Origin of the sequence: Micromonospora sp. NPDC047738, assembly GCF_040642675.1 — a bacterium.
Lineage (GTDB): Bacteria > Actinomycetota > Actinomycetes > Mycobacteriales > Micromonosporaceae > Micromonospora.
Window position 1 is genome coordinate 182,452 of sequence record NZ_JBEYSO010000012.1, and the last position, 18,198, is coordinate 200,649.

The following is an 18,198-nucleotide window of genomic DNA, read 5'->3' on the forward strand; positions in this document are numbered from 1 at the left end:
GTGGGGTGGGTGGGACGACTGTTCGACGTGCGCGACGGCTTCGTGCGGATCGTGCTGCTCGACCTGAGCGGCGTCGGCTACCTGGTCTTCGGTGCTCCGATGCAAGGCCACGGGCCGACGGCCATGCAGTTGGTCCTCGCGGGGATCGCGTTCGGCGTCGCGCTGGTGTTGCACCGCCGGCCACTGGTCAACCTGCTGGTGCAGACCGCGCTGCTGGCCGTCGCCATCTGTCTGCTCGACGACATCACCATCAACCAGGTGGGCGCCAGTTGGGCGTTGCTCGAACTGGCCATGCGGGCGCGCCGACCACGGACCATCTGGCTGGCCGCCGGGCTGCTGGCCGCGGTCGACCTGACCGATTCGATCGGCGACCCGTTCCCACGGTTGCTCTCCGGCATCGTCGGGCTGCTCGTGGAGGTCGGCGTCCCGTTGCTGCTCGGCCTGGTCATCCGGGCCCAACGGGAACTCACCCGGCAGGCGCAGGAGCGGGCGGCGGAGGAGCAGCGCCGACTCGAGTCGGAGAGCCGGGCCGCCCGCGCCGACGAACGCAGCGCCATCGCACGGGAACTGCACGACGTGGTCGCGCACCACGTCGCGTCGATGGTGCTGCGGGTCGGCGTGGCCCGGCACGTACTGACGGATCTGGACCCGCGGGTGGGTGAGGTGTTCGACGACGTGCATGGCACGGGGAGCGCCGCCCTGGCCGACCTGCGCCGGCTCGTCGCGGTCCTGCGCAACCCTAACGGCGTACGCGGCGACGCGGCGCTGACCGCCATCGAGCCGTCGGCGCTGCCGGCGGCCCTCGGCGCGGCGGTCGACCGGGCCCGCCAGGCCGGCGTCACCGTCGAGGCTGACATCGACCCCGCGGTCGGGTCGCTGGATGCGGTACGAGGAATGGCGGTGTTGCGACTCACCCAGGAGGCGCTGACCAACGTGGCCAAGCACGCCGGCACATCCGCCCTCGCCCACCTGTCGGTCAGCGTGGTCGACGAGGCCGTGCACTGGGAGGTGTCCGACGACGGGGGCGGCTGGGTGCCGGCGGCGATGCCGTCCGGCGGCGGCCACGGCATCACCGGCATGCGCGAACGCGTCGAGGTCCTCGGCGGTCAACTGGAGGCCGGTCCGGCGGGTGCGGGTTGGCGGGTGCGTACCGTCCTCCCGGGCCCGGCCATCTCGCTGGCGCCTGCTCCCCCCTCCCCTGCCGTTCCGCCGGCCCAGTCGGACCAGGACCGCGAGGCTCCGGTGGGGCCACGCACGACGGAGCCGGCATGATCCGCGTCCTGCTGGTCGACGACCAGCACCTCATCCGCGCTGGCCTGCGCATGCTCTGCGACGCCCAACCCGACATCGAGGTCGTCGGCGAGGCCGACAACGGCCGCGACGCGGTGTCCCTCGCCGCGCGGCTCATCCCCGACGTCGTCGTCATGGACCTGCGCATGCCCGGCGTCGACGGGATCACCGCGACCAGCCGCATCCTCGCCGACCGGCCCGCCACCCGGATCCTGGTGCTGACCACGTTCGGCGACGACGACCACCTCTATCCGGCGCTGACCGCCGGCGCCTGCGGATTCCTGCTCAAGGACGCACCCCCCGCCGACCTGGTGGACGGCGTCCGCAAGGCCGCCGCCGGCGACAGCCCGTTCAGCCAGGAGGTGCTGCGCCGCCTGGTCCAGCGCGCGGTCGACGCCCGCTCCGACACACCCCGGCCGGTCGAGGGGCTGACCGCCCGCGAGCAGGACGTGCTGAACCTGGTCGCCGAGGGCCTGTCGAACACGGAGATCGCCGAGCGGCTGCACATCGGCATCACCACGGTCAAGACCCACATCACCAGCCTCATGACCAAGACCGGCAGCGACAACCGGGTACGCCTGGCCCTGTTCGCCCGCGGCGCCTGACCGGTTCGCCACAGCCGGGCGGCCAGAACACGACGTCGCCGTCCCTCCTGCCGATCGCTGTGCCGTGCGTCACAGGGACCTCATGTCACGGACGGGCGGGCAGCTTCCATCTGCTGGTCGTCAGCAACCCGTGGAGGAAGGCGCAACGATGAGCACACAGCGCGAAGCCGGCACGAGCACCCACCGCGTCCTGATCCTGGGGGCGGGTTACGCGGGCATGGCCGCGGCTGTCCAGCTCGCGGCCCGGGTCAGGCGGCGTGAGGACGTGCAGGTGACCCTGGTGAATGCGCAGGACCGGTTCACCGAACGGCTGCGGCTGCACATGACGGCGACCGGCCAGCAGGTCGCCGAGCTGAGCATCCCGGAGCTGTTGGACGGTACGGGTGCGCAGTTCGTGCGTGGCTGGGTGACGGCGGTGGACGCGGACGCGAAGATCGTGCGGATCGACGACGACCGGGTCCTGCACTACGACACGCTGGTGTACGGGTTGGGCAGCGTGGCCGACACGGCGGCGGTTCCGGGTGTCGAGGACCACGCGTACACCTTGAACAGCGCCCAGGACGCGCAGCTGCTGGCCGCTCGGCTGGCGCAGCTGGGCAGCGGCACTGTGGTGGTCGGTGGCAGCGGGCTGACCGGTGTCGAGTCGGCCGCGGAGATCGCCGAGCGGCACCCGGAACTGAATGTCGTGCTGCTGGGCCGGGGCGAGCCCGGTGCGGCCATGAACCCGAAGGCGAAGGCGTATCTGCAGGCCGCACTCAAGCGGCTGGGCGTCCAGGCGCGCAGCGGGGTCGAGGTGGTGAAGGTGCTGCTCGATTCGGTCGAGCTGGCTGGCGGGGAGAGCATCGCCGCCGAGGTGGTCCTGTGGACCAGCGGCACGCGGGTGTCACCGCTGGCGGCCGCCGCCGGGCTGACCGTCGACGAGCGCGGCCGCGTCGTCACCGACGCCGCGCTGCGGTCGGTGTCACACCCGGACGTGTACGCCGTGGGCGACGCGGCCGCGATCCGTCAGGGCTACGGCGTCATGCACGGCACCTGCCAAGGTGGTATGCCGACCGGGGTGCACGCGGCGGTGTCGATCGTCCGTACGCTGGCGGGTAAGCAGCCCAAGCCGTTCCGGTTCGGCTTCTACCACACGCCGGTGAGCCTGGGCCGGCACGATGCGGTCGTGCAGTTCACCCGCCCCGACGACAGCCCCCGGCGGGTGTGTCTGACCGGCCGCCTGGCGGCACGGTACAAGGAGACGGTGACCGCTTCGCCTTGGCCGACCTACGGCCGCATGAAGAAGATGCCCGCCTCGGGCGCGTTATGGCCCCACGGCGGTCGCTTCACCCGGGAGGCACGGTGACCCACCTGCCGTCAGACCTCGACCAGCAGGTCTTCCACCAGCACCGCAACCTGCTCTTCTCGGTGGCGTACCGCATCCTCGGCACCGCGGCCGACGCCGAGGACGCCGTCCAGGACGCCTGGATCAAATGGTCGGCCGCCGACCGCGCACAGGTGGCCGACCCCAAGGCGTACCTGGCGCGGATCGTGTCGAACCTGGCGCTGGAACGGCTGCGGTCCACCCGGCACAAGCGCGAGACCTATGTCGGACCGTGGCTGCCCGAACCCATCCTCACCACCGGCGACACCGCCGAGGTGGTCACGGAAGCCGAGTCGGTGTCGACGGCGATGCTGGTGGTGCTGGAAACCCTGAGCCCGCTCGAGCGCGCGGTGTTCGTGCTGAAGGAGGTCTTCGACTTCAGCCATGCCGAGATCGCGGAGGCCCTGGAGCGCTCCGAGACCTCGGTGCGGCAGGCCGCGCACCGGGCCCGTAACCATGTGCGCGCCCGGCGGCCGCGCTTCACGGCGGACCGGTCACGGCAGCGCGAGGTCACCGAGCGGTTCTTCGCGGCCGCGACCGGTGGCGACATCAACGCCCTGATGGAGTTGCTGTCTCCGGACGTCACCCTGTGGACCGACGGCGGCGGTAAGGTCCGCCAGGCCCTTCGCCCGGTCGTCGGCGCGGGTACGGTGGCCGCCTGGTTCGCCGCCATCGGCACCGTCACCTATCAGGGCGTCGAGCCGGCCGACATGAACGTTGAACTCGTCGAGCTCAACGGCGGTCCGGGCATCGTGTTCAGCGGACCGGGTCGGGTGATCGCCACCGTCACCTTCGATTTCGACGCCGTCGGCCGCATTACCGCCATCCACAACGTGGCCAACCCGGACAAGCTTCGGGCGGTCGCCGACGGCACCGCGCACGACATCGGGACGGAGTGAGTCGGCGCGAGCCCTGCCCGGTCGACCCTGGTCGACGGGGCAGGGCCCGGTGGTCTGGAGCCGCCTACGCTGGTGCTGGTGAACGTCCGAGAGCGCAAGAAACTCACCGCCCGCCTGATGGCGGCGCTGTTGGGCGACGACCTCCGCGCTGTCCTCACGCTGCTGGGCGCGGGGGCGGACCCGAACGCGGCGGACCGCGACGGCACGACGCCCCTGTACCGAGCATCCGTGCAAAACGAGCCCGCGGTGGTACGGGTCCTCCTGGAGGCCGGCGCGGATCCGAACGTGGAGAGCGGGCGCGGGGAGGAGGGCACGCCGCTGACCGCTGCCGCGGCATGGGGGCACACCGAGGTGGTACGCGTACTCCTCGCGCGGGGCGCGGACCCGAACCTCCGTGAAGACCACGGCAACGGCCTGTCGCCGCTCGACTGGGCCGTCCGAGGCGGCCACACCGAGACGGCCGCTCTGCTGGTGGCCGCAGGCGCGTCACCCCATCGGACATCACGCGCGTAGCGAGCAGCCCGAGCGCCACTGGCAGTGTCTGCCCCACCGGACCGGCCTACCGGCGGCGCCCACCGCCGCCGAACTGCCCAGCCACACGTCGCTTGCCGACGCTGTCGACGGCGCCGCCGAGCTGGACATCCCCCGCCCGATACGCCCCGCCGCGCCACCCATCCAGGAGCGATCGGCTGCCGGGTTGATTCAGGCCGGGAGCCGATTCCGCCGCCAGGTGCGCGGTTGCCTGCAGGCCCAGCCGGATCGTGCCGAGCAATAGCAGCAGGACGACCTCGCCCAGCGCGACGGCCCGTTCGATCAGCCCGAGGTACGGCTTCAGCGGCGAACTCGCCAGGTAGGCGGAGACGAACGGAACGAGGGCGACCAGACAGACCGCCGCGGTCACCGCCACCACCCGGGCCCCCGGTCCGCGCCTGCGCCGGGCCGTCAGCAGCGCGCCGAGCGGCAGACTGAGCAGGGCGATCACGGATGCCCATTTGTGGATCTCGCCGGTCACGGTGGTCGGTGCTCCCACCGGGTCGCGTGGAAAGACCGTCAGCACCACCAGTCCGAGGCACCAGCAGGCGTAGCAGGCGGTGGCCGAGGGTACGGCGGCCTGCCGCCGCAGCAACGGACCGAGCAGGCATATCGAGCTTGCGGCCAGCACCAAGACCGCCGTGTCGAAGATCCAGCCGTCCGGGGAGAGGGCGTAGTCGCTGATCGTGTCCGTAACCGGGCTGAGCCGGGCCACCAGCACGTGCAGCAGGGCGAACAGCACCAGCGCCACCGCGGCGGCGGCCAGGCCGAGGAGCCGCCCGAGCCGGTTGGCGACACGAAGCGCGAGACGGGCGTCGGTCATCCGGCCCACCCCAGCCCGGGCCGCATCCACCACTGGTGTCCCCGCCGCCCGTCGGCGCACCTCGGCAAACCTGCCGGCGGCGCCGCCACCAGAGACGTTGACAAGGGTTCCCTCCCTATCCCGAAGGCGATGACAGGGCCCTTCCTGCCGGGATCAGCCGGCAGGGGCGCCCACGGAGCGCGCCTCGTGCAGTGTCGGGGATCGAGGCACACCTGGCCATCGTCTTCGCCGTCAACCACCGGATCGAGGACGGCACAGGCTGATCGCTCAGGACGCTCGTCCGCACCGCTCGCCGCTACCGCACGATCCGTGCTGACGGCCAGAGGCGCTCCGCCGGATACCCGCTGCCCGACGAACTACGCCACCTGCCTGACCAGATTCGCGGTCACCCGCAAAGCCGACCGCGAAGATGTAACCGATCGGGCCCATCCGATCGCCCAGCCCGAATCCGTCCAGGCCGAACAGGATCCGCTGGCAGCCGCACAATCCCGGGCGTGCTCAGTCGGCGCGGCGCAGCCGGCCCGTCTCCTTGGACCGGGCGTCGAGGAGCACCAGGGTCTCGCCGGCCAGTCCAGCCCGCCAGGACGAAGCTAGCCACGCCCCAACGGGTACCCCGTCGCAGCCGATCAGGGTGCTGGGCCCGGTGGTGGCAAGGAAGGCTCCTCCGGAGCCCACCACCCAGCGCCCGCCGTGACCGTTGCAGCCGTCGGATCCGCGCCACTCACCGTCGGCCTTGAACTCGACGTACGCCCTCCTGGGCCCGGACACGGGCACCCACCTTCCGACCAGCCGGTTCCCGGCGGCGGGAGTAAGGGTTGCCGGCAGCGCCGCTGCGGGCGCGAACTGCCGCCGGACCTCGTCGGTGATCTCCGGTGGCGCCACCTCGGATGCCGCCAGGTACGGTCCGGGCGTCGGTGTCGCCCCCGGCAGCAGGCGGGCGACGAGCGCGCCGTCGGCGTCGAGGAGCATCGGCGTGTCACCCTCCAGCCGGTACGAGGTGACCCGCTGCAGCCACCGCGGGTTCGGCTCGGCGTTGGTGCAGCCAGGGCCGCCCTCCGCCCCGGATGAGCCGAACATCGCGGCGACGAAGAGACCACCGGCGTCGGCCCGCCAGGAACCGACCAGGATCCCGCAGCGGCCGAAGAGCTGGATCCGATCGGGTGCGAGACGCAGGATGCCGTGCGGCTCCTCGGCGACTCCGGCCAGCGTCCAGTTGCCCAGCAACGCCACTGGATCCGCTACCCCCGGGCTTCCGCTGCCCGGCGGCAGGGCGGGCGGCGGAGACTTTTCCGCCGCTGTCCCTCCGGCGCAGCCCGCCAGCAGGGCCCCGACCGCGACCATCGTCAGGAGGAACCTTCGCCGGCCCATCTCGTATCGCCGTCCTTCCGCCGTGCCGGCCCAACCGCCGGTCCCAGTGCTTGGACGGCGCACGGTCACCCGTGGTTGCCGCACCCGGCACGGAATCCCGGCGTCGTCGCGATCTGTCGGATGCACGTCATCACCCGGCCGTCGAGGGCCCGCGTAAGGGTCGGATCGCGTGGTGACGGGCGTACCACCGGCACAGCACCCGGCGCCGCGCGGGATCCCATGGCCGGGACCCTTGCACGGTCAACCGAGTGCGACCACGATGGGATCATGGCCGATGGATTGATCTTGCGGGTGGTGTCCGACGGGCCGGTCAGCGATGAGGAACTGGCCGAGCAGACCCGCCAGCTGAAGGACCACCTGAACCACCTTCCAGGCGTCGAGGCGGCGGAACTCGTCGAGGCGGCCGGGCCGGGGACGCGAGATACGGTCAGCATCATCTTCGGCGCACTCACCCTCGCGGTCTTCAGCTATCCGACCGCGAAGCGGGCCGCGGCGGACATCAAGCACCTGGCCGAGGTCATCAAGCGCTACCAGGACCGCAACAAGGGCAAGCACCTGCGGATGAGTCTCCCGGACGGCACCGAGATCGAGGTGCGGGACGTGTCGGAGAAGACCCTGACCGAGGTCATCAAGTCGGTGTCGGTGCCCCGGCAGGGCACGCCCGCCGTGCCCGAGAAGGTCGATGGTGAGTGACCCGGGAGCGTTCCGAGCCGGTGGGCAGCCGCGGTGAAGCGGGCACTCCTGATCGGTGTGGGCAGCTACACCAGCGAAGGATTGCCCGACCTCGACTCACCCGCCAGTGATCTCAAGGACTGGGGACGACTCCTCCGGGACCCCGCCCTGGGCGCGTTCGACGACGTCCGGGACTGCCTCGACGACGACTCCCACACGGTGCAGGTCACGCTCTACGACTTCCTGACGAGCGCCGATCCGCACGACTTCCTGCTCGTGTACTACTCCGGTCACGGCCGGCTGCACGACGGCCATCGCCTCTACCTCACCGCGACCGACACCGACCTGGACCGCCTTCCGCCCACCGCGGTGCCGACCGACGAGCTGCGACACTGGCTCGACGAGTGCCGGGCCAGCGAGCTGGTCCTGATCCTGGACTGCTGCCATGCGGGCGCCTTCGGCGACCTCAAGCAGCGCGGGGACCGCAGCCGCATCGTCGTGGTGTCCGCCGGGGCCACCGAGCTGGCCCACGAGGGTGACGGCTACAAGCAGCACGCGCTGCCGTCCGCGTTCTCCGGCCCCTTCCTCGAAGGGCTGCGGACCGGTGCCGCCGACAGGGACGGCAACGGCATCATCAGCGTCCGGGAAGCCTTCGAGTACGCGGCCGTCCGGATGGTCGACCGGGAACGCCGGCAGACCCCCCAGATGCGGGCCGCCGGCGTCGGGGACCTGATCCTCAGCAACGCGCCCCGGCGGCCCGAGTTGATTCCGGACGATCTTCTCGCGCTCACCCGCAGCGGGCTCGCGTCGGCGCGGGTGCTCGCCGTGGACGAGCTGAGCAACTGGGCGCACGGCAACCAGCGGACCCGCGAGCAGCTCGTGGCCGCGTTCGAGACCCTTGAGGCCCTGGAGCGGGACACGGCGGAGCGGGTGGCCGCGCGAGCCCGGCAGGCCCTGTCGGGTCAGCTCCGGCTCGCCCGCACCGAGGCCTCGGACGGCCCCGGCCCGCAGCCGCCGGGCGACCCGAACTGGGCGGCCGGCAGCACCTTCTACGAAGTGAACGTGCCGTTCTTCTACGACTCGGACGGCGACGGCCACGGCGACCTGCACGGCGTCACAGAGAAACTGGACTACCTGCGCCGGCTGGGAGTGGACTGCCTGCTGCTGAACCCGATCATGGCGTCGCCGTCCCTGGGTGACGGCCGGGCCGCGTCCGACTTCGAGACCATCGACGCCAGCCTCGGGCAGCCCTCGCACCTGCTGGAACTGCTCAGCCTCGCCCACCGCCAGGGCCTGCGGGTGGTGCTGGACCTGGTGCTCAACCACACCAGCGACGAGCATCCCTGGTTCACCGCCTCCCGGAGCGACCCGGACGGCCCGTACGGGAACTTCTACGTGTGGCGCGACACGGGCGACGACTACGCCGAGGCGGACGATCCGCTCAGCAGCCAGGGCGGGGGCTGGACCTACGACGGTAAGCGGCGGCAGTACTACTGGCACCGCTACAGCCGGCACGAGCCGGACCTGAACTACGACGCACCCGAGGTGCGGGCCGCCATGCGCGCGGTGATGGACTTCTGGCTCCGCCAGGGGGTCGACGGGCTGCGCCTGCTCACGGTCCCCTACCTGTTCGAGCGCACCGGCACGTCGAGCAAGAGCCTCGCCGAGACGCACACCTACCTGCGGGACCTACGATCCTGGCTGGACGCGACGTACCCGAACCGGATCCTCATCGCATGGAGTGAGGACTGGCCGGAGGGCGCCAGCTCCTACTTCGGCACCACCGAGCACCCCGAGTGCCACCTGGTCACGTACGCGTCGCTCATGCCGCGCCTGCTGCTCGCCATGCGGCGGGAGACGCACCGGCCGGTGTCACAGGTGCTGCTGCAGATGCGTGACCAGCCGGATGACCGCCACTGGACGGTGTTCCTCCGCAACGGCGACGAGATGTCGCTGGGCCTGCTGCCCGAGCGGGAACGCGACGAACTGCAGCACACCTACGCGCCGCTGGCCCGCATGCGCGGCGTGACCGGTATCCGCCGGCGGACGGCCAGCCTACTCAACGACGACCGGGGCCAGCTCGAACTCGCCTTCGCGTTGCTGCTGTCGATGCCCGGCGTTCCGGTCATCTACTACGGCGACGAGATCGGCATGGGCGAGAACCTGTCGCTGCCCGGCAACCGGGCGGTCAACACGCCGATGCAGTGGGCACCGGACCGCAACGGCGGCTTCTCCGTGGCGCAGCCGGAGAATCTGCCGGCGCCGTTGATCCACGAGTCGATCTACGGCTACATGGCGGTCAACGTGGAGAACCAGCTCCGCTCACGGTCGTCCCTGCTGCACGTGATCGAGAAGCTGATCGAGACTCGCCACGCCTGGACGGCGTTCTCCCGCCCTGGCTGCCGCATCGTCCGGTCGACCAACCCGGCGGTGCTCGCCGTCCTCCGCGGCGAGCCCGACGACGAGGTGTTGTGCTTGTTCAACTTCTCCCGATACCCGCAGACGACGACACTGACCCTGTCCTCCCACGCCGGCCGTCGGCCACGGGAGCTCATGGGCGGCGCCGAATTCCCCGCGGTGCGGGAGTCCGGCGAATACGACCTGGGCCTCGCCGGTCACGGCTTCTTCTGGCTCTCCCTGTCCACGGCGGAGACCCCGCCCCCGTCCGCCTGAGCCCCGCGCATGATCGACTACTGCTGCTCGGGCTGCGGCCGGCGCTGCGCCACGGATCTTGCAGAACGAGTTGGTCTGCCGTGCCACCTCTGTGCGGGCAAGGCCACCTGGGAGTCGCTTCCACCGGAGACGCAGCGGGCAATCGATGCGGCGATCAGTCGTGGCGCGATACCTGGTCTCCTCGCGATGCGATCAGCCGACCCGCTGATCCCGCTGCCCCAGGCCATGGACGTGCTCCAGTTCCGCACCAACGCCGGACTCGGTGACACAACGATTGCCGAGCAGCCGCCGCACGTCCGGTAGTGGACGCTTCGCGGCACATTCCGTCCAGTAGGGCCCGTTCTTGGCGGAGCGAACGCCGACATGAGCGGATCTTGTAACCGGCTTGCCCGGGATGGCGGCGGATCGGCACCATGCGGTCGTGGGATCGGACTGGATCTGGGAACTGCGGGTACCCGCGCCGGCCGGGCCGGCCCTTCGCCAGTTGTATGCACTGGGAGCCGAGCGGAATCTGCTCCCGCAGCGTCCCGACGGGCTGATCAACCTGTCACGAACCCCGATGCCGACCAACGCACGGTCGAGGACCTCGACACGGCGCTCGCCGCAATGGCGACGGGCGCCGAGCACGGCCAGTTTCTGGACGAACGGCGACATCGACGTCTTTGTCAGCTGGGAGGACGGCCACCTCGTCTGGGCTCTGGACGCATGCTTCTGCTATCGCCGACCGGTGCCCGAGGCGGACACCTTCCGCGAGCTTCGTCTGCCACCGCCACGGCTGCCCGAGGTCGCCGCCCGCACGCGCCGGCTCCCCAACGGCGCCCTGCTGGTCACCCTCCTCGACGACCCGGCCGCCGTCGACCCGGTCCGCCACGAGGCCATCCACAGCCGCTGGCTCCGGGCGGCATGGCCTCGCCCGGGCAGCATCCTCTGATACCGCTGCGGTGGCCTAGCGCGTACCACATCTCAGTGGGCATCTCGTCGGCGGCTACTGATCACCGAAGGCGGCGTGTTTCGGTGTAGTAGGAGTTGACCGCGGGCTGGCCGGTGTAGTTGGGGCCAGCGCGGTCGTCGGCGCCGAGATACGTGTACGGCAGTGACACGACGCCAGGCCCGTTCCGCCTGATCCGCCGACGGCGGGTGTCCACGGCGAAGCCTGCCCCGCGTAGTGCGGTGGCGAGTCTCCGGCCGGCGGGCCGACCATCGGCGAGGCGCACGCTGTCCAGGTCGAGATCGGCGCTGAACTGTCCGTCGTCGGTGAGCCAGCTGGCGATGCGGGTCAACACCGCGAGTTTGTCGCCGACATAGTGCAGTCCGTGGACGCAGGTGATGAGGTCGAATCGGCGCGGCGGCGACCAGGACGTGATGGAGGCACAGTTCAGTTGCAGCGCCGTGCCCCGGATTGGCGTCGGGTCGAAGAAGTCGACGAGATCCACGCCGACGATCGTGACGAGCTGATCGAGCCCGTCGCGGGCGAGGGTGTCTGCGGCCTGTAGGAGGCACCGCCCGGTCCCGCAGCACAGATCCAGCCAGCCGATGGTTGTCTGCTGCGGCGGACTGGGTGGGGATTGCCGGATCCGGGCGACGATCCACTCGAGTGGATTGAACCCGAGTTCCCGCGTGTAGCTGTTCACACCAGCGAGTTGCCGTTCCCGGTTCATCGCCGAGTTCGCCACCACCGCGGACGATTCCAGGGCCTCATCATCGAGCAAACGTTCCGCCACGAAGAACAGCCTGCCAGAGCCCTACTGAACGGCCGATCCGGTGATGAGCGCGGCGATCAGAGCCTGCGGTGCGATGTTGCCCGGCCGGTCGCTGACCTGGCCGTCGCCAACCTCGACAACCCGCCAGACGCCATCGACGCGCAGTGCGAGGTCCACGGTGACGAACGGCAGCCGAAGCGGCCACCCGCGGTGCCAGGTCAGTGACGTCTATGTCTGACGGCGGGTGGTCGTTTGGAGCTCTACGCGTTCGGTGGGACCTGATGTGTCGGTCGGGACAGTGTGATGATCTCTTTCAGGTGACGCATTGTCGGGCTGCGCGGAGGGAATCGTGATTTGTGTTGGGCCTGGCGGCGCGTTCTCGGTCAACGCAGTCGGCCTTGACGGCGCACCGTTTCCGCTGAGCTTCAGCGTTCGCGAGATCGCGGGCTGCTGGGTGGTCGCCGCGACGGCGGTGCAAGCGTCGGAACTCGCTGATGTCCTGGTCAGCGCTGCGCAGGACACCGTCGTCGTCGTGGACGTCGCCACCAACAGCTTCCTGGACGAGAAGTACGTGCAGTGGCAGCCATCGCGGATAGCGGCAGCGCAGGGCGTCACCTGCTCGGTTCACGGTTTCGGTTCGCTGGCTGGCGGCGTTGTCGGTCTCAGCGATGAGGCCCTGGTGATGCGGCGCCAGGACCTGCCCGGTTTCCTGTACGGCTGGGAACCGTACGAGTTGACGCTGGTCGGCCTTCCCGGCAGGCCGCGCGCGGAGCAGTTGGACGAGATCGCGCTCGCCATCGGGACAGCCGAACAAGGTCAGCCGATCCTGCCGGCGCTTCCTGGATGTTCGCTCTGGTATTCCGGACACGACGATTGTTATGCCTGGGTGGAATCAACTGATCGGGGAGTTTGCCTGGCCATCATGCGGCGCCTGCTGGCTCTGTTGGTTGGCTCTGCCCTGGTCAAGGCCGAGCCCGTGGAGGTGTCAGAGCCAACCGATAGTCTCGTCGAAGCCCTGATCGCGGATAGCCCACATTGGATCGGGAGGCTCGGTGCTGCGTCCTCACGTACGGTTACCGTGGACCTCTCCGCCGCGTCCGAGCCGTGGCGGCTTTCCCGGCAGCTGCCGCGTCAGGTCGATCGCGCCGCGGTCTATGACGTCCTGAAATCCACCTGGCATCTCGTCAGACTGTGACGGGCACCCGGCGTGCGTCACGCGCCAGGGACTCCCCGGCCGGCTATTCCTGGACCGGCGCTTGTGGCTGCTCGTAGGCCGCAGAGTGAGCGCACTGATGCCAGCCCGTGTTGGATACGTAGTGGCGGTCCCCGAGGATTCCATCATGAGGCGTTCGCTCGCCGTGGCGGTTGCCGCATTCATGGCATGGATGTCGCTGGGCGCCTGTTACCTCGGTCCGAGTCCAGTGCGATACGCGGCCTTGGGCGGGCCAGCGACGGAAGATGACCTTGTCGGTCAAGGTGCCGGGGTGCCGTGCGCTCAGGCGGTCGAGCCCCAGGCAGGCCAGGAGTCCAGATCCCGGAGATCGAGGATGTCATGGCCCAGCCATGCCAGGACGGCTGGCCGCGACGAGTCGATCCGCGGTATCAACACTGCTCGTATGGGCAGCACAATCGGCTCGCTGGCGACAAGGGTCTCTCGTTAGTCTCCTCCGGTGATCGCAGACGATCTACCCACGTTCGAGTTCGCCTTCCCTGGTCCGCTGCGCGACAAGCTGGTCGCTGCAGTGCTCGATGGGACCAAGACCACCACGACGGGCCTGCTCCAGGACTACGAGATCGAAGGCGAGCCACTACCGGTCGTGGGTGCCCGGGCGGCGGTGGTCGATTCTGCCGGTCGCCGGGTGGCCGTGATCGAACTGACCGAGGTGAGAGTCAGCCGGCTGGGCGACGTGGACCTTGACCACGCCCGGGACGAGGGCGAGGGGCACGACTCGGTCGCCGCCTGGCGGGCTGGCCACGAGGACTACTGGCACGGAACGGACTACCGAGGGTGGCTGGGTGATCCGGACTTCACCGTGGACGACGACACGCCAGCTGTGCTGGAACGGTTCCGGCTCGTCGCGATGCTTTGACCGCGCCACGACCGCACGGCGATATCGCTGCTGGGAGCCCGCACATGGCACCCGCAGGCGCGACATACGCAAAAGGCTGCTTGCGCAAATGATGGTTTGCACTAGGGTGGGGCCATGGCTCCTGCACTCGTGGCCCCTGGTCCGGACCTGGATTTGGCCTTCGCCGCCCTCGGCGACCCCGTCCGTCGCGCCCTCGTGACTCGTCTCGCCGGAGGCGATGCCACGGTGGGAGAGCTTGCTGCACCGTTCGACCTGACCCCACAGGCAATCTCCCACCACGTCGGTGTCCTGCGGCGGTGCGGCCTGGTCGAGCAGCGACGCGAGGGCACCAGACGCCCCTGCCGACTCAGGGTCGATCAGCTTTCGCTGCTCGGCACGTGGATCGACGACCAGCGCCGCGCGTGGAACGATCGGCTCGACGCCCTCGAGCGGCATCTCACCGACGAGGGAGCGGCTCGTTGACCAGCGCCGAGCTCCACGGCGACGAACTGATCGCCCAGCGCCACCTCCGGGCGGAACCCGAACGTGTCTGGGCCGCCTTCACCTCGCCAGCAAGCATCGCGGCATTCTGGGGAGGTTCCCACGCCACCGTGCCGCCTGAGTCGGTAAGCGTCGATCTGCGTCCCGGCGGAGAGTTCGCGCTTGACACCCGCGCGCCGGACGGCCGGACCCGCCGGCTCCGGTTCGTCTACGTGAGCGTCACCGCTCCGCACGAACTGGTCTTCGACGAGTCTGTCACCGGCCTCCGCACGACCGTCACCGTCCAACCCGCCGGCGATGGCACGGACCTCATGGTCCATCAGCGGCGCCTTCCCCCTGAGCTCCGGACAGCGCAAGCAGTCGACGGGCTCGCCTCGATCCTCGACGCCCTCGCCGCACACCTGCAGCACCACGAGCCCACACAAGGACGGAGAACGCCGTGACGCCAACGACCCAGCGCGGCCTCGTCGCAGAGTACTTCGACGGATTCCGGGCGAGCGACCACCTGCGCATCCTCGCGACCCTTACCGACGACGTCGAGTGGGTCATCCACGGCCACCGAACCACCCGCGGCAAGGCAGAGTTCGACGGAGAGATCGAGAATCCGGCGTTCACCGGAAGCCCCGAGCTCGACGTTCAGCGCGTCTACGAGGACGGTCGAGTCGTCGTCGCCATAGGCGAGGGCCGCGGCGTCAGCGTCGACCATGGGCCGTTCCGCTTCGCCTTCAACGACCTGTTCACCTTCCGCGACGGGCTCATCGCCCGCGTCGACTCCTACGTCGTCCCGCTGCCTCACTGATCGTGGCCGGATGATCCACCCCGTCGAGGGGAGCCGCAGTTTCAGAATGAGTTGAGCTGCGGGTCTTGCGCTCGGCAATCTTCGTCGGCGAGGTGCCGCCCGCTCAAGACCCCAGTTGCGCCGCGTCCGGGCCCTCGCCCCAGATGTTCATGATCGTCCAGCGGGTCAGTCCGTAGACCAGCGTCCAGCCGATCGGCGTCAGGTAGGACACCACGATGACGAAGGCGGCGACGGTGCCGGCCTGTATCCGGTCCCGCAGACCCTGCTCTCCGTCGCCCTTCAGCGCACGCCGGCCCTGCCAGGCGAGAAACGCCGCGATGAGCGGGGCCAGCCAGGCCACCGCCATGGCGAGCAAGGTGAACCAGGCGGGCGGAAAGGCCAGCGAGCCACGCACCGACACTCCCTCAGGGAGCGGTCCGTACACCATGTCGTACACGCCGTTGCTGTTTCCGCCGTGCGGCCCGCCCAGCAGTCCGAAGAGGAAGAAGAAGACCGCGAGCCCGAAAGCCCACACCAGAGCCAGCTGCGCCCGCCACAGTCCCTTCGTCATCAGTCCAGCACCCAGCCCAGCAGCAGTCGGCCCGGCGGCAGCAGCGTGAAGACCAGGAAGGCCAACGTGAGCCCGGCCGCCCCGAACAGCGACCGCCGCAGCACGGCGGACATCTCCCGACGCCGCCTGGCCAGCGAGGTAAACGACATCAGCAGCAAGAGGACCGCCGCCATCGGCCCCAGCACCGTGATGATCATGGCGGGAAACAGCAGCACCAACATCGGCCCGCTGAACACGTCGCCGGGCGCCTGGCATCCGCTCGTCGACGAGCAGTGATCGATCCCCTCGAGGGTGAACGTCAGCAGGTACGGGACGACCACGCCCGCCATATAGAGCGCCACCATCGACAGCTGCCCGACCACGAGCAACCGCGCCGCGACGAGACGGGACCCCGGCTGTGACACGCACGGAGCATACGGCCAGTGGATCTCCAGCACCAGCACGAGCGCCCGGGATCAGACCGGAATTAGATCCAGCGGTTACCCAACCACATGCGGGCGGCCCAGTCGGTGTACGGCAGAACCTTGCCGACGTAGATCGGATAGAAGTACGCGAAGCAAGCCGCAACCAGTAGCACGTAGGCCGCTGCGACGATGACGCCGATCGGACGCCGGTCAGGTCCGGACGGCGCGCTGCCGGTGGCAGCCGAGGGGCGAGGCGGAGTCATGACCATGCCGAGGACGTAGACGACGGCAAGGACCAGGAACGGCTCCGCGGGAAGGGCGTAGAAATAGAACATCGTCCGGTGGTCGGCGACGGCGAAGTAGAACCAGGGCAGCAGTCCGGCGAGGATGCCGAGCCAGATGGGGCCGACCCGCCAGTCCCGTCGCGCGATGCCGAACCAGGTCAGTGCGCCCAGCGCCGGGATGAACGACCACCACAGCAGCGGCGTCCCCAACAGCAGGACCTCCCTTGTGGGGGCTGACCCGGCGCATGGTGCGCCGCCACACCACCAGTCGAACGCGACCGGTCGCCCGAGCAGCAGCCACTGCCACGGCCAGGACTGGTAGCGATGCGCCTTCTCCAGCGTGGTGTGGAACCGTAACGCCTCCGCGTGGTAGTGCCAGAGGTTCTGCAGTGCGCCCACGATCGGCAACTCGTCGTGGCCGGCGTCGCGCAACCAGTGCCGGAAGTGTCCCCCGTCGGTTGACAACCAGCCTGACCAGCTCGCCAGGTACACGACGAGGAGAAGAGTGCCGCCGATCGCCAGCCAGCCGATCTCTCTGACCAGAGCGTCCCGCCACGGGCGGCGTACGCCCGCGGAGCGGCGTGCCTGCATCTCCCAGTAGAGCATCAGCGCGGCGAAGGCGAGCACGTACCAGATGCCGCTCCACTTGACCGCGCACGCGCAGCCGAGCAGAACGAAGGTGGCCAGGCGCCACCACGGCACCGCGAACGGCAGGCGGCCGGCCGGCCCCGGCACGGAAGGGTCGAGGCCGGCTTCGAGCGCCGCCAGCCAGCGCCGTCGGCGGGCGTCGCGGTCGAGGAGCAGAGTGCCGAACGCCGCGAGGATGAAGAACATCAGAAAGATGTCGAGCAGCGCCACCCGGGACAACACCAGATGCATGCCGTCCAGCGCCATCAACAGACCCGCCGCGCACCCCAGCACGGTGGACCGGAACATCCGCCGCGCCACGCGTACGAGGATGAGCACCGACAGGGTGCCGACGACCGCGGCGGAGACGCGCCAACCCGTCTCGTTATAGCCGAACACCAGCTCACCGAGCCCGATCATCCACTTCCCGAGCGGCGGGTGGACGACGTTTGCGGCGACGTTGTTCTTCTCGTCCCACTCGAAGCCGCGCAGCAGCAGGTGGTGTGCTTCGGTCGCGTAGTAGAGCTCGTCGAAGATCTTGCCATTTGGGCTGCCCAGGTTGAGCAGACGCGGCACGGCGGCAATGGCGACGATCAGCGCGGTGGCCAGCCAGGAGCAGAGGTCACCGCCCGCGTCGAACGGCGACAGCCGACGCCGGACGACTTCCGGGACTGCGCGGCGGACGTCACCGGCAGAATCCGCGACGTTCGACCCGCCTGCGGCGGCCGCCTCGCCACCGAGCGGGGCACCTCTCCGGTACGCACCAGCCGCCGCCATCATCGGCAGATCGTAGGCCAACGAGCGCCGCTGTCGCTGGCACCTGTGACCGCACAAGCCACTCTGCGATGTCGATTAAGCAGCGATGTTCCGGTCCCGGATCCGGTGACGGACCGGTGCCGCGACCGTGATGCGGGCCAGTGGCTCCAAGTCAGCTTCTCGGCCCTGAAGGACTCCGTTGGGGAATGGCGAAAACGTTCGGATGCACCTGTTGGCATGATTGTTGGATCGACCGGGTGGAAAGGGTCCAACGTGTCGCTGCA

20 protein-coding genes are annotated in these 18,198 nt (G+C 69.8%); 13 read left to right on the forward strand and 7 right to left on the reverse strand.

Features of this window, described 5'->3' with window-relative positions; genetic code table 11:
• From ABZ783_RS20795 to ABZ783_RS20815, 5 genes are all read left to right on the forward strand, one after another.
• A complete protein-coding gene (locus tag ABZ783_RS20795; protein ID WP_357440645.1) occupies nt 1-1,272 on the forward strand; it encodes a histidine kinase in 1,272 nt (423 codons plus the stop codon).
• Nucleotides 1,269-1,895 (forward strand): response regulator transcription factor, encoded by a 627-nt coding sequence (locus tag ABZ783_RS20800; RefSeq protein WP_357440648.1) that lies wholly within the window; start codon nt 1,269-1,271, stop codon nt 1,893-1,895. Before ABZ783_RS20795 ends, ABZ783_RS20800 begins: the two co-directional genes overlap by 4 nt.
• 148 nt (nt 1,896-2,043) lie before the next feature.
• On the forward strand, nt 2,044-3,240 hold the full coding sequence (locus ABZ783_RS20805) for an FAD-dependent oxidoreductase (protein WP_357440650.1): 1,197 nt from the start codon (nt 2,044-2,046) through the stop codon (nt 3,238-3,240).
• Nucleotides 3,237-4,157, forward strand: a complete 921-nt coding sequence (locus tag ABZ783_RS20810) for an RNA polymerase sigma-70 factor (RefSeq protein WP_357440653.1) — start codon at nt 3,237-3,239, stop codon at nt 4,155-4,157. The genes ABZ783_RS20805 and ABZ783_RS20810 overlap by 4 nt, the downstream gene beginning before the upstream one ends.
• A gap of 78 nt (nt 4,158-4,235) precedes the next feature.
• The gene (locus ABZ783_RS20815; RefSeq protein ID WP_357440655.1) at nt 4,236-4,670 is read left to right on the forward strand and encodes an ankyrin repeat domain-containing protein; all 435 of its coding nucleotides are present in this window, start codon (nt 4,236-4,238) and stop codon (nt 4,668-4,670) included.
• A 46-nt stretch (nt 4,671-4,716) separates the two neighbouring features.
• Here ABZ783_RS20815 and ABZ783_RS20820 read toward each other — a convergent pair whose 3' ends face one another.
• Together ABZ783_RS20820 and ABZ783_RS20825 are read right to left on the reverse strand one after the other, a co-directional pair.
• The gene (locus tag ABZ783_RS20820; RefSeq protein WP_357440658.1) at nt 4,717-5,511 is read right to left on the reverse strand and encodes a DUF998 domain-containing protein; all 795 of its coding nucleotides are present in this window, start codon (nt 5,509-5,511) and stop codon (nt 4,717-4,719) included.
• A gap of 498 nt (nt 5,512-6,009) precedes the next feature.
• Entirely contained in the window at nt 6,010-6,852 is an 843-nt protein-coding gene (locus tag ABZ783_RS20825; protein ID WP_357440661.1) for a hypothetical protein, read from the reverse strand.
• 294 nt (nt 6,853-7,146) lie between these two features.
• Here ABZ783_RS20825 and ABZ783_RS20830 point away from each other — a divergent pair, with 294 nt between their 5' ends.
• The 3 genes from ABZ783_RS20830 to ABZ783_RS20840 all read left to right on the forward strand — a co-directional run bounded on the left by ABZ783_RS20830 (nt 7,147) and on the right by ABZ783_RS20840 (nt 11,155).
• A complete protein-coding gene (locus ABZ783_RS20830; protein WP_357440664.1) occupies nt 7,147-7,572 on the forward strand; it encodes a hypothetical protein in 426 nt (141 codons plus the stop codon).
• Between the two features lie 33 nt (nt 7,573-7,605).
• Complete coding sequence (locus tag ABZ783_RS20835; protein WP_357440667.1) at nt 7,606-10,224, forward strand: alpha-amylase family glycosyl hydrolase; 2,619 nt, start codon at nt 7,606-7,608, stop codon at nt 10,222-10,224.
• 421 nt (nt 10,225-10,645) lie between these two features.
• The gene (locus ABZ783_RS20840; RefSeq protein WP_357440670.1) at nt 10,646-11,155 is read left to right on the forward strand and encodes a hypothetical protein; all 510 of its coding nucleotides are present in this window, start codon (nt 10,646-10,648) and stop codon (nt 11,153-11,155) included.
• A gap of 61 nt (nt 11,156-11,216) precedes the next feature.
• On the opposite strand, the gene ABZ783_RS20845 is transcribed toward ABZ783_RS20840, so the two are convergent.
• Both ABZ783_RS20845 and ABZ783_RS20850 read right to left on the reverse strand, forming a co-directional pair.
• The gene (locus ABZ783_RS20845) at nt 11,217-11,945 is read right to left on the reverse strand and encodes a methyltransferase domain-containing protein (protein WP_357440672.1); all 729 of its coding nucleotides are present in this window, start codon (nt 11,943-11,945) and stop codon (nt 11,217-11,219) included.
• 21 nt (nt 11,946-11,966) lie between these two features.
• Complete coding sequence (locus ABZ783_RS20850) at nt 11,967-12,101, reverse strand: ATP-grasp domain-containing protein (protein ID WP_357440674.1); 135 nt, start codon at nt 12,099-12,101, stop codon at nt 11,967-11,969.
• A gap of 148 nt (nt 12,102-12,249) precedes the next feature.
• Here ABZ783_RS20850 and ABZ783_RS20855 point away from each other — a divergent pair, with 148 nt between their 5' ends.
• The 5 genes from ABZ783_RS20855 (at nt 12,250) to ABZ783_RS20875 (ending at nt 15,293) form a co-directional block, all read left to right on the forward strand.
• Nucleotides 12,250-13,119, forward strand: a complete 870-nt coding sequence (locus tag ABZ783_RS20855) for a hypothetical protein (protein ID WP_357440676.1) — start codon at nt 12,250-12,252, stop codon at nt 13,117-13,119.
• 478 nt (nt 13,120-13,597) lie between these two features.
• Complete coding sequence (locus ABZ783_RS20860) at nt 13,598-14,014, forward strand: ASCH domain-containing protein (protein ID WP_357440707.1); 417 nt, start codon at nt 13,598-13,600, stop codon at nt 14,012-14,014.
• 114 nt (nt 14,015-14,128) lie between these two features.
• A complete protein-coding gene (locus tag ABZ783_RS20865; protein WP_357440678.1) occupies nt 14,129-14,476 on the forward strand; it encodes a metalloregulator ArsR/SmtB family transcription factor in 348 nt (115 codons plus the stop codon).
• Nucleotides 14,473-14,937, forward strand: coding sequence for an SRPBCC domain-containing protein (locus ABZ783_RS20870; RefSeq protein ID WP_357440681.1), 465 nt, complete (start codon nt 14,473-14,475; stop codon nt 14,935-14,937). Before ABZ783_RS20865 ends, ABZ783_RS20870 begins: the two co-directional genes overlap by 4 nt.
• Nucleotides 14,934-15,293 carry a nuclear transport factor 2 family protein gene (locus ABZ783_RS20875; protein WP_357440684.1) on the forward strand — a complete coding sequence of 120 codons (360 nt, stop codon included), beginning with the start codon at nt 14,934-14,936 and terminating at the stop codon, nt 15,291-15,293. Before ABZ783_RS20870 ends, ABZ783_RS20875 begins: the two co-directional genes overlap by 4 nt.
• A 103-nt stretch (nt 15,294-15,396) precedes the next feature.
• Here ABZ783_RS20875 and ABZ783_RS20880 read toward each other — a convergent pair whose 3' ends face one another.
• Genes ABZ783_RS20880 through ABZ783_RS20890 form a run of 3 tightly spaced genes read right to left on the reverse strand, consistent with a single transcriptional unit; the run spans nt 15,397 to nt 17,938 of the window.
• Complete coding sequence (locus ABZ783_RS20880) at nt 15,397-15,843, reverse strand: hypothetical protein (RefSeq protein ID WP_357440687.1); 447 nt, start codon at nt 15,841-15,843, stop codon at nt 15,397-15,399.
• Nucleotides 15,843-16,286, reverse strand: a complete 444-nt coding sequence (locus tag ABZ783_RS20885; RefSeq protein ID WP_357440690.1) for a hypothetical protein — start codon at nt 16,284-16,286, stop codon at nt 15,843-15,845. Before ABZ783_RS20885 ends, ABZ783_RS20880 begins: the two co-directional genes overlap by 1 nt.
• A 23-nt stretch (nt 16,287-16,309) precedes the next feature.
• The gene (locus tag ABZ783_RS20890) at nt 16,310-17,938 is read right to left on the reverse strand and encodes a phospholipid carrier-dependent glycosyltransferase (protein ID WP_357440692.1); all 1,629 of its coding nucleotides are present in this window, start codon (nt 17,936-17,938) and stop codon (nt 16,310-16,312) included.
• Between the last annotated feature and the right edge of the window lie 260 nt (nt 17,939-18,198).

Bases quoted from the DNA above. Each gene is read 5' to 3' on its own strand.
- ABZ783_RS20880 (WP_357440687.1), bottom strand. From the start codon at position 15,843: ATGACGAAGGGACTGTGGCGGGCGCAGCTGGCTCTGGTGTGGGCTTTC.
- ABZ783_RS20805 (WP_357440650.1), top strand. From the start codon at position 2,044: ATGAGCACACAGCGCGAAGCCGGCACGAGCACCCACCGCGTCCTGATC.
- ABZ783_RS20865 (WP_357440678.1), top strand. From the start codon at position 14,129: ATGGCTCCTGCACTCGTGGCCCCTGGTCCGGACCTGGATTTGGCCTTC.
- ABZ783_RS20825 (WP_357440661.1), bottom strand. From the start codon at position 6,852: ATGGTCGCGGTCGGGGCCCTGCTGGCGGGCTGCGCCGGAGGGACAGCG.
- ABZ783_RS20820 (WP_357440658.1), bottom strand. From the start codon at position 5,511: ATGACCGACGCCCGTCTCGCGCTTCGTGTCGCCAACCGGCTCGGGCGG.
- ABZ783_RS20890 (WP_357440692.1), bottom strand. From the start codon at position 17,938: ATGATGGCGGCGGCTGGTGCGTACCGGAGAGGTGCCCCGCTCGGTGGC.
- ABZ783_RS20800 (WP_357440648.1), top strand. From the start codon at position 1,269: ATGATCCGCGTCCTGCTGGTCGACGACCAGCACCTCATCCGCGCTGGC.
- ABZ783_RS20830 (WP_357440664.1), top strand. From the start codon at position 7,147: ATGGCCGATGGATTGATCTTGCGGGTGGTGTCCGACGGGCCGGTCAGC.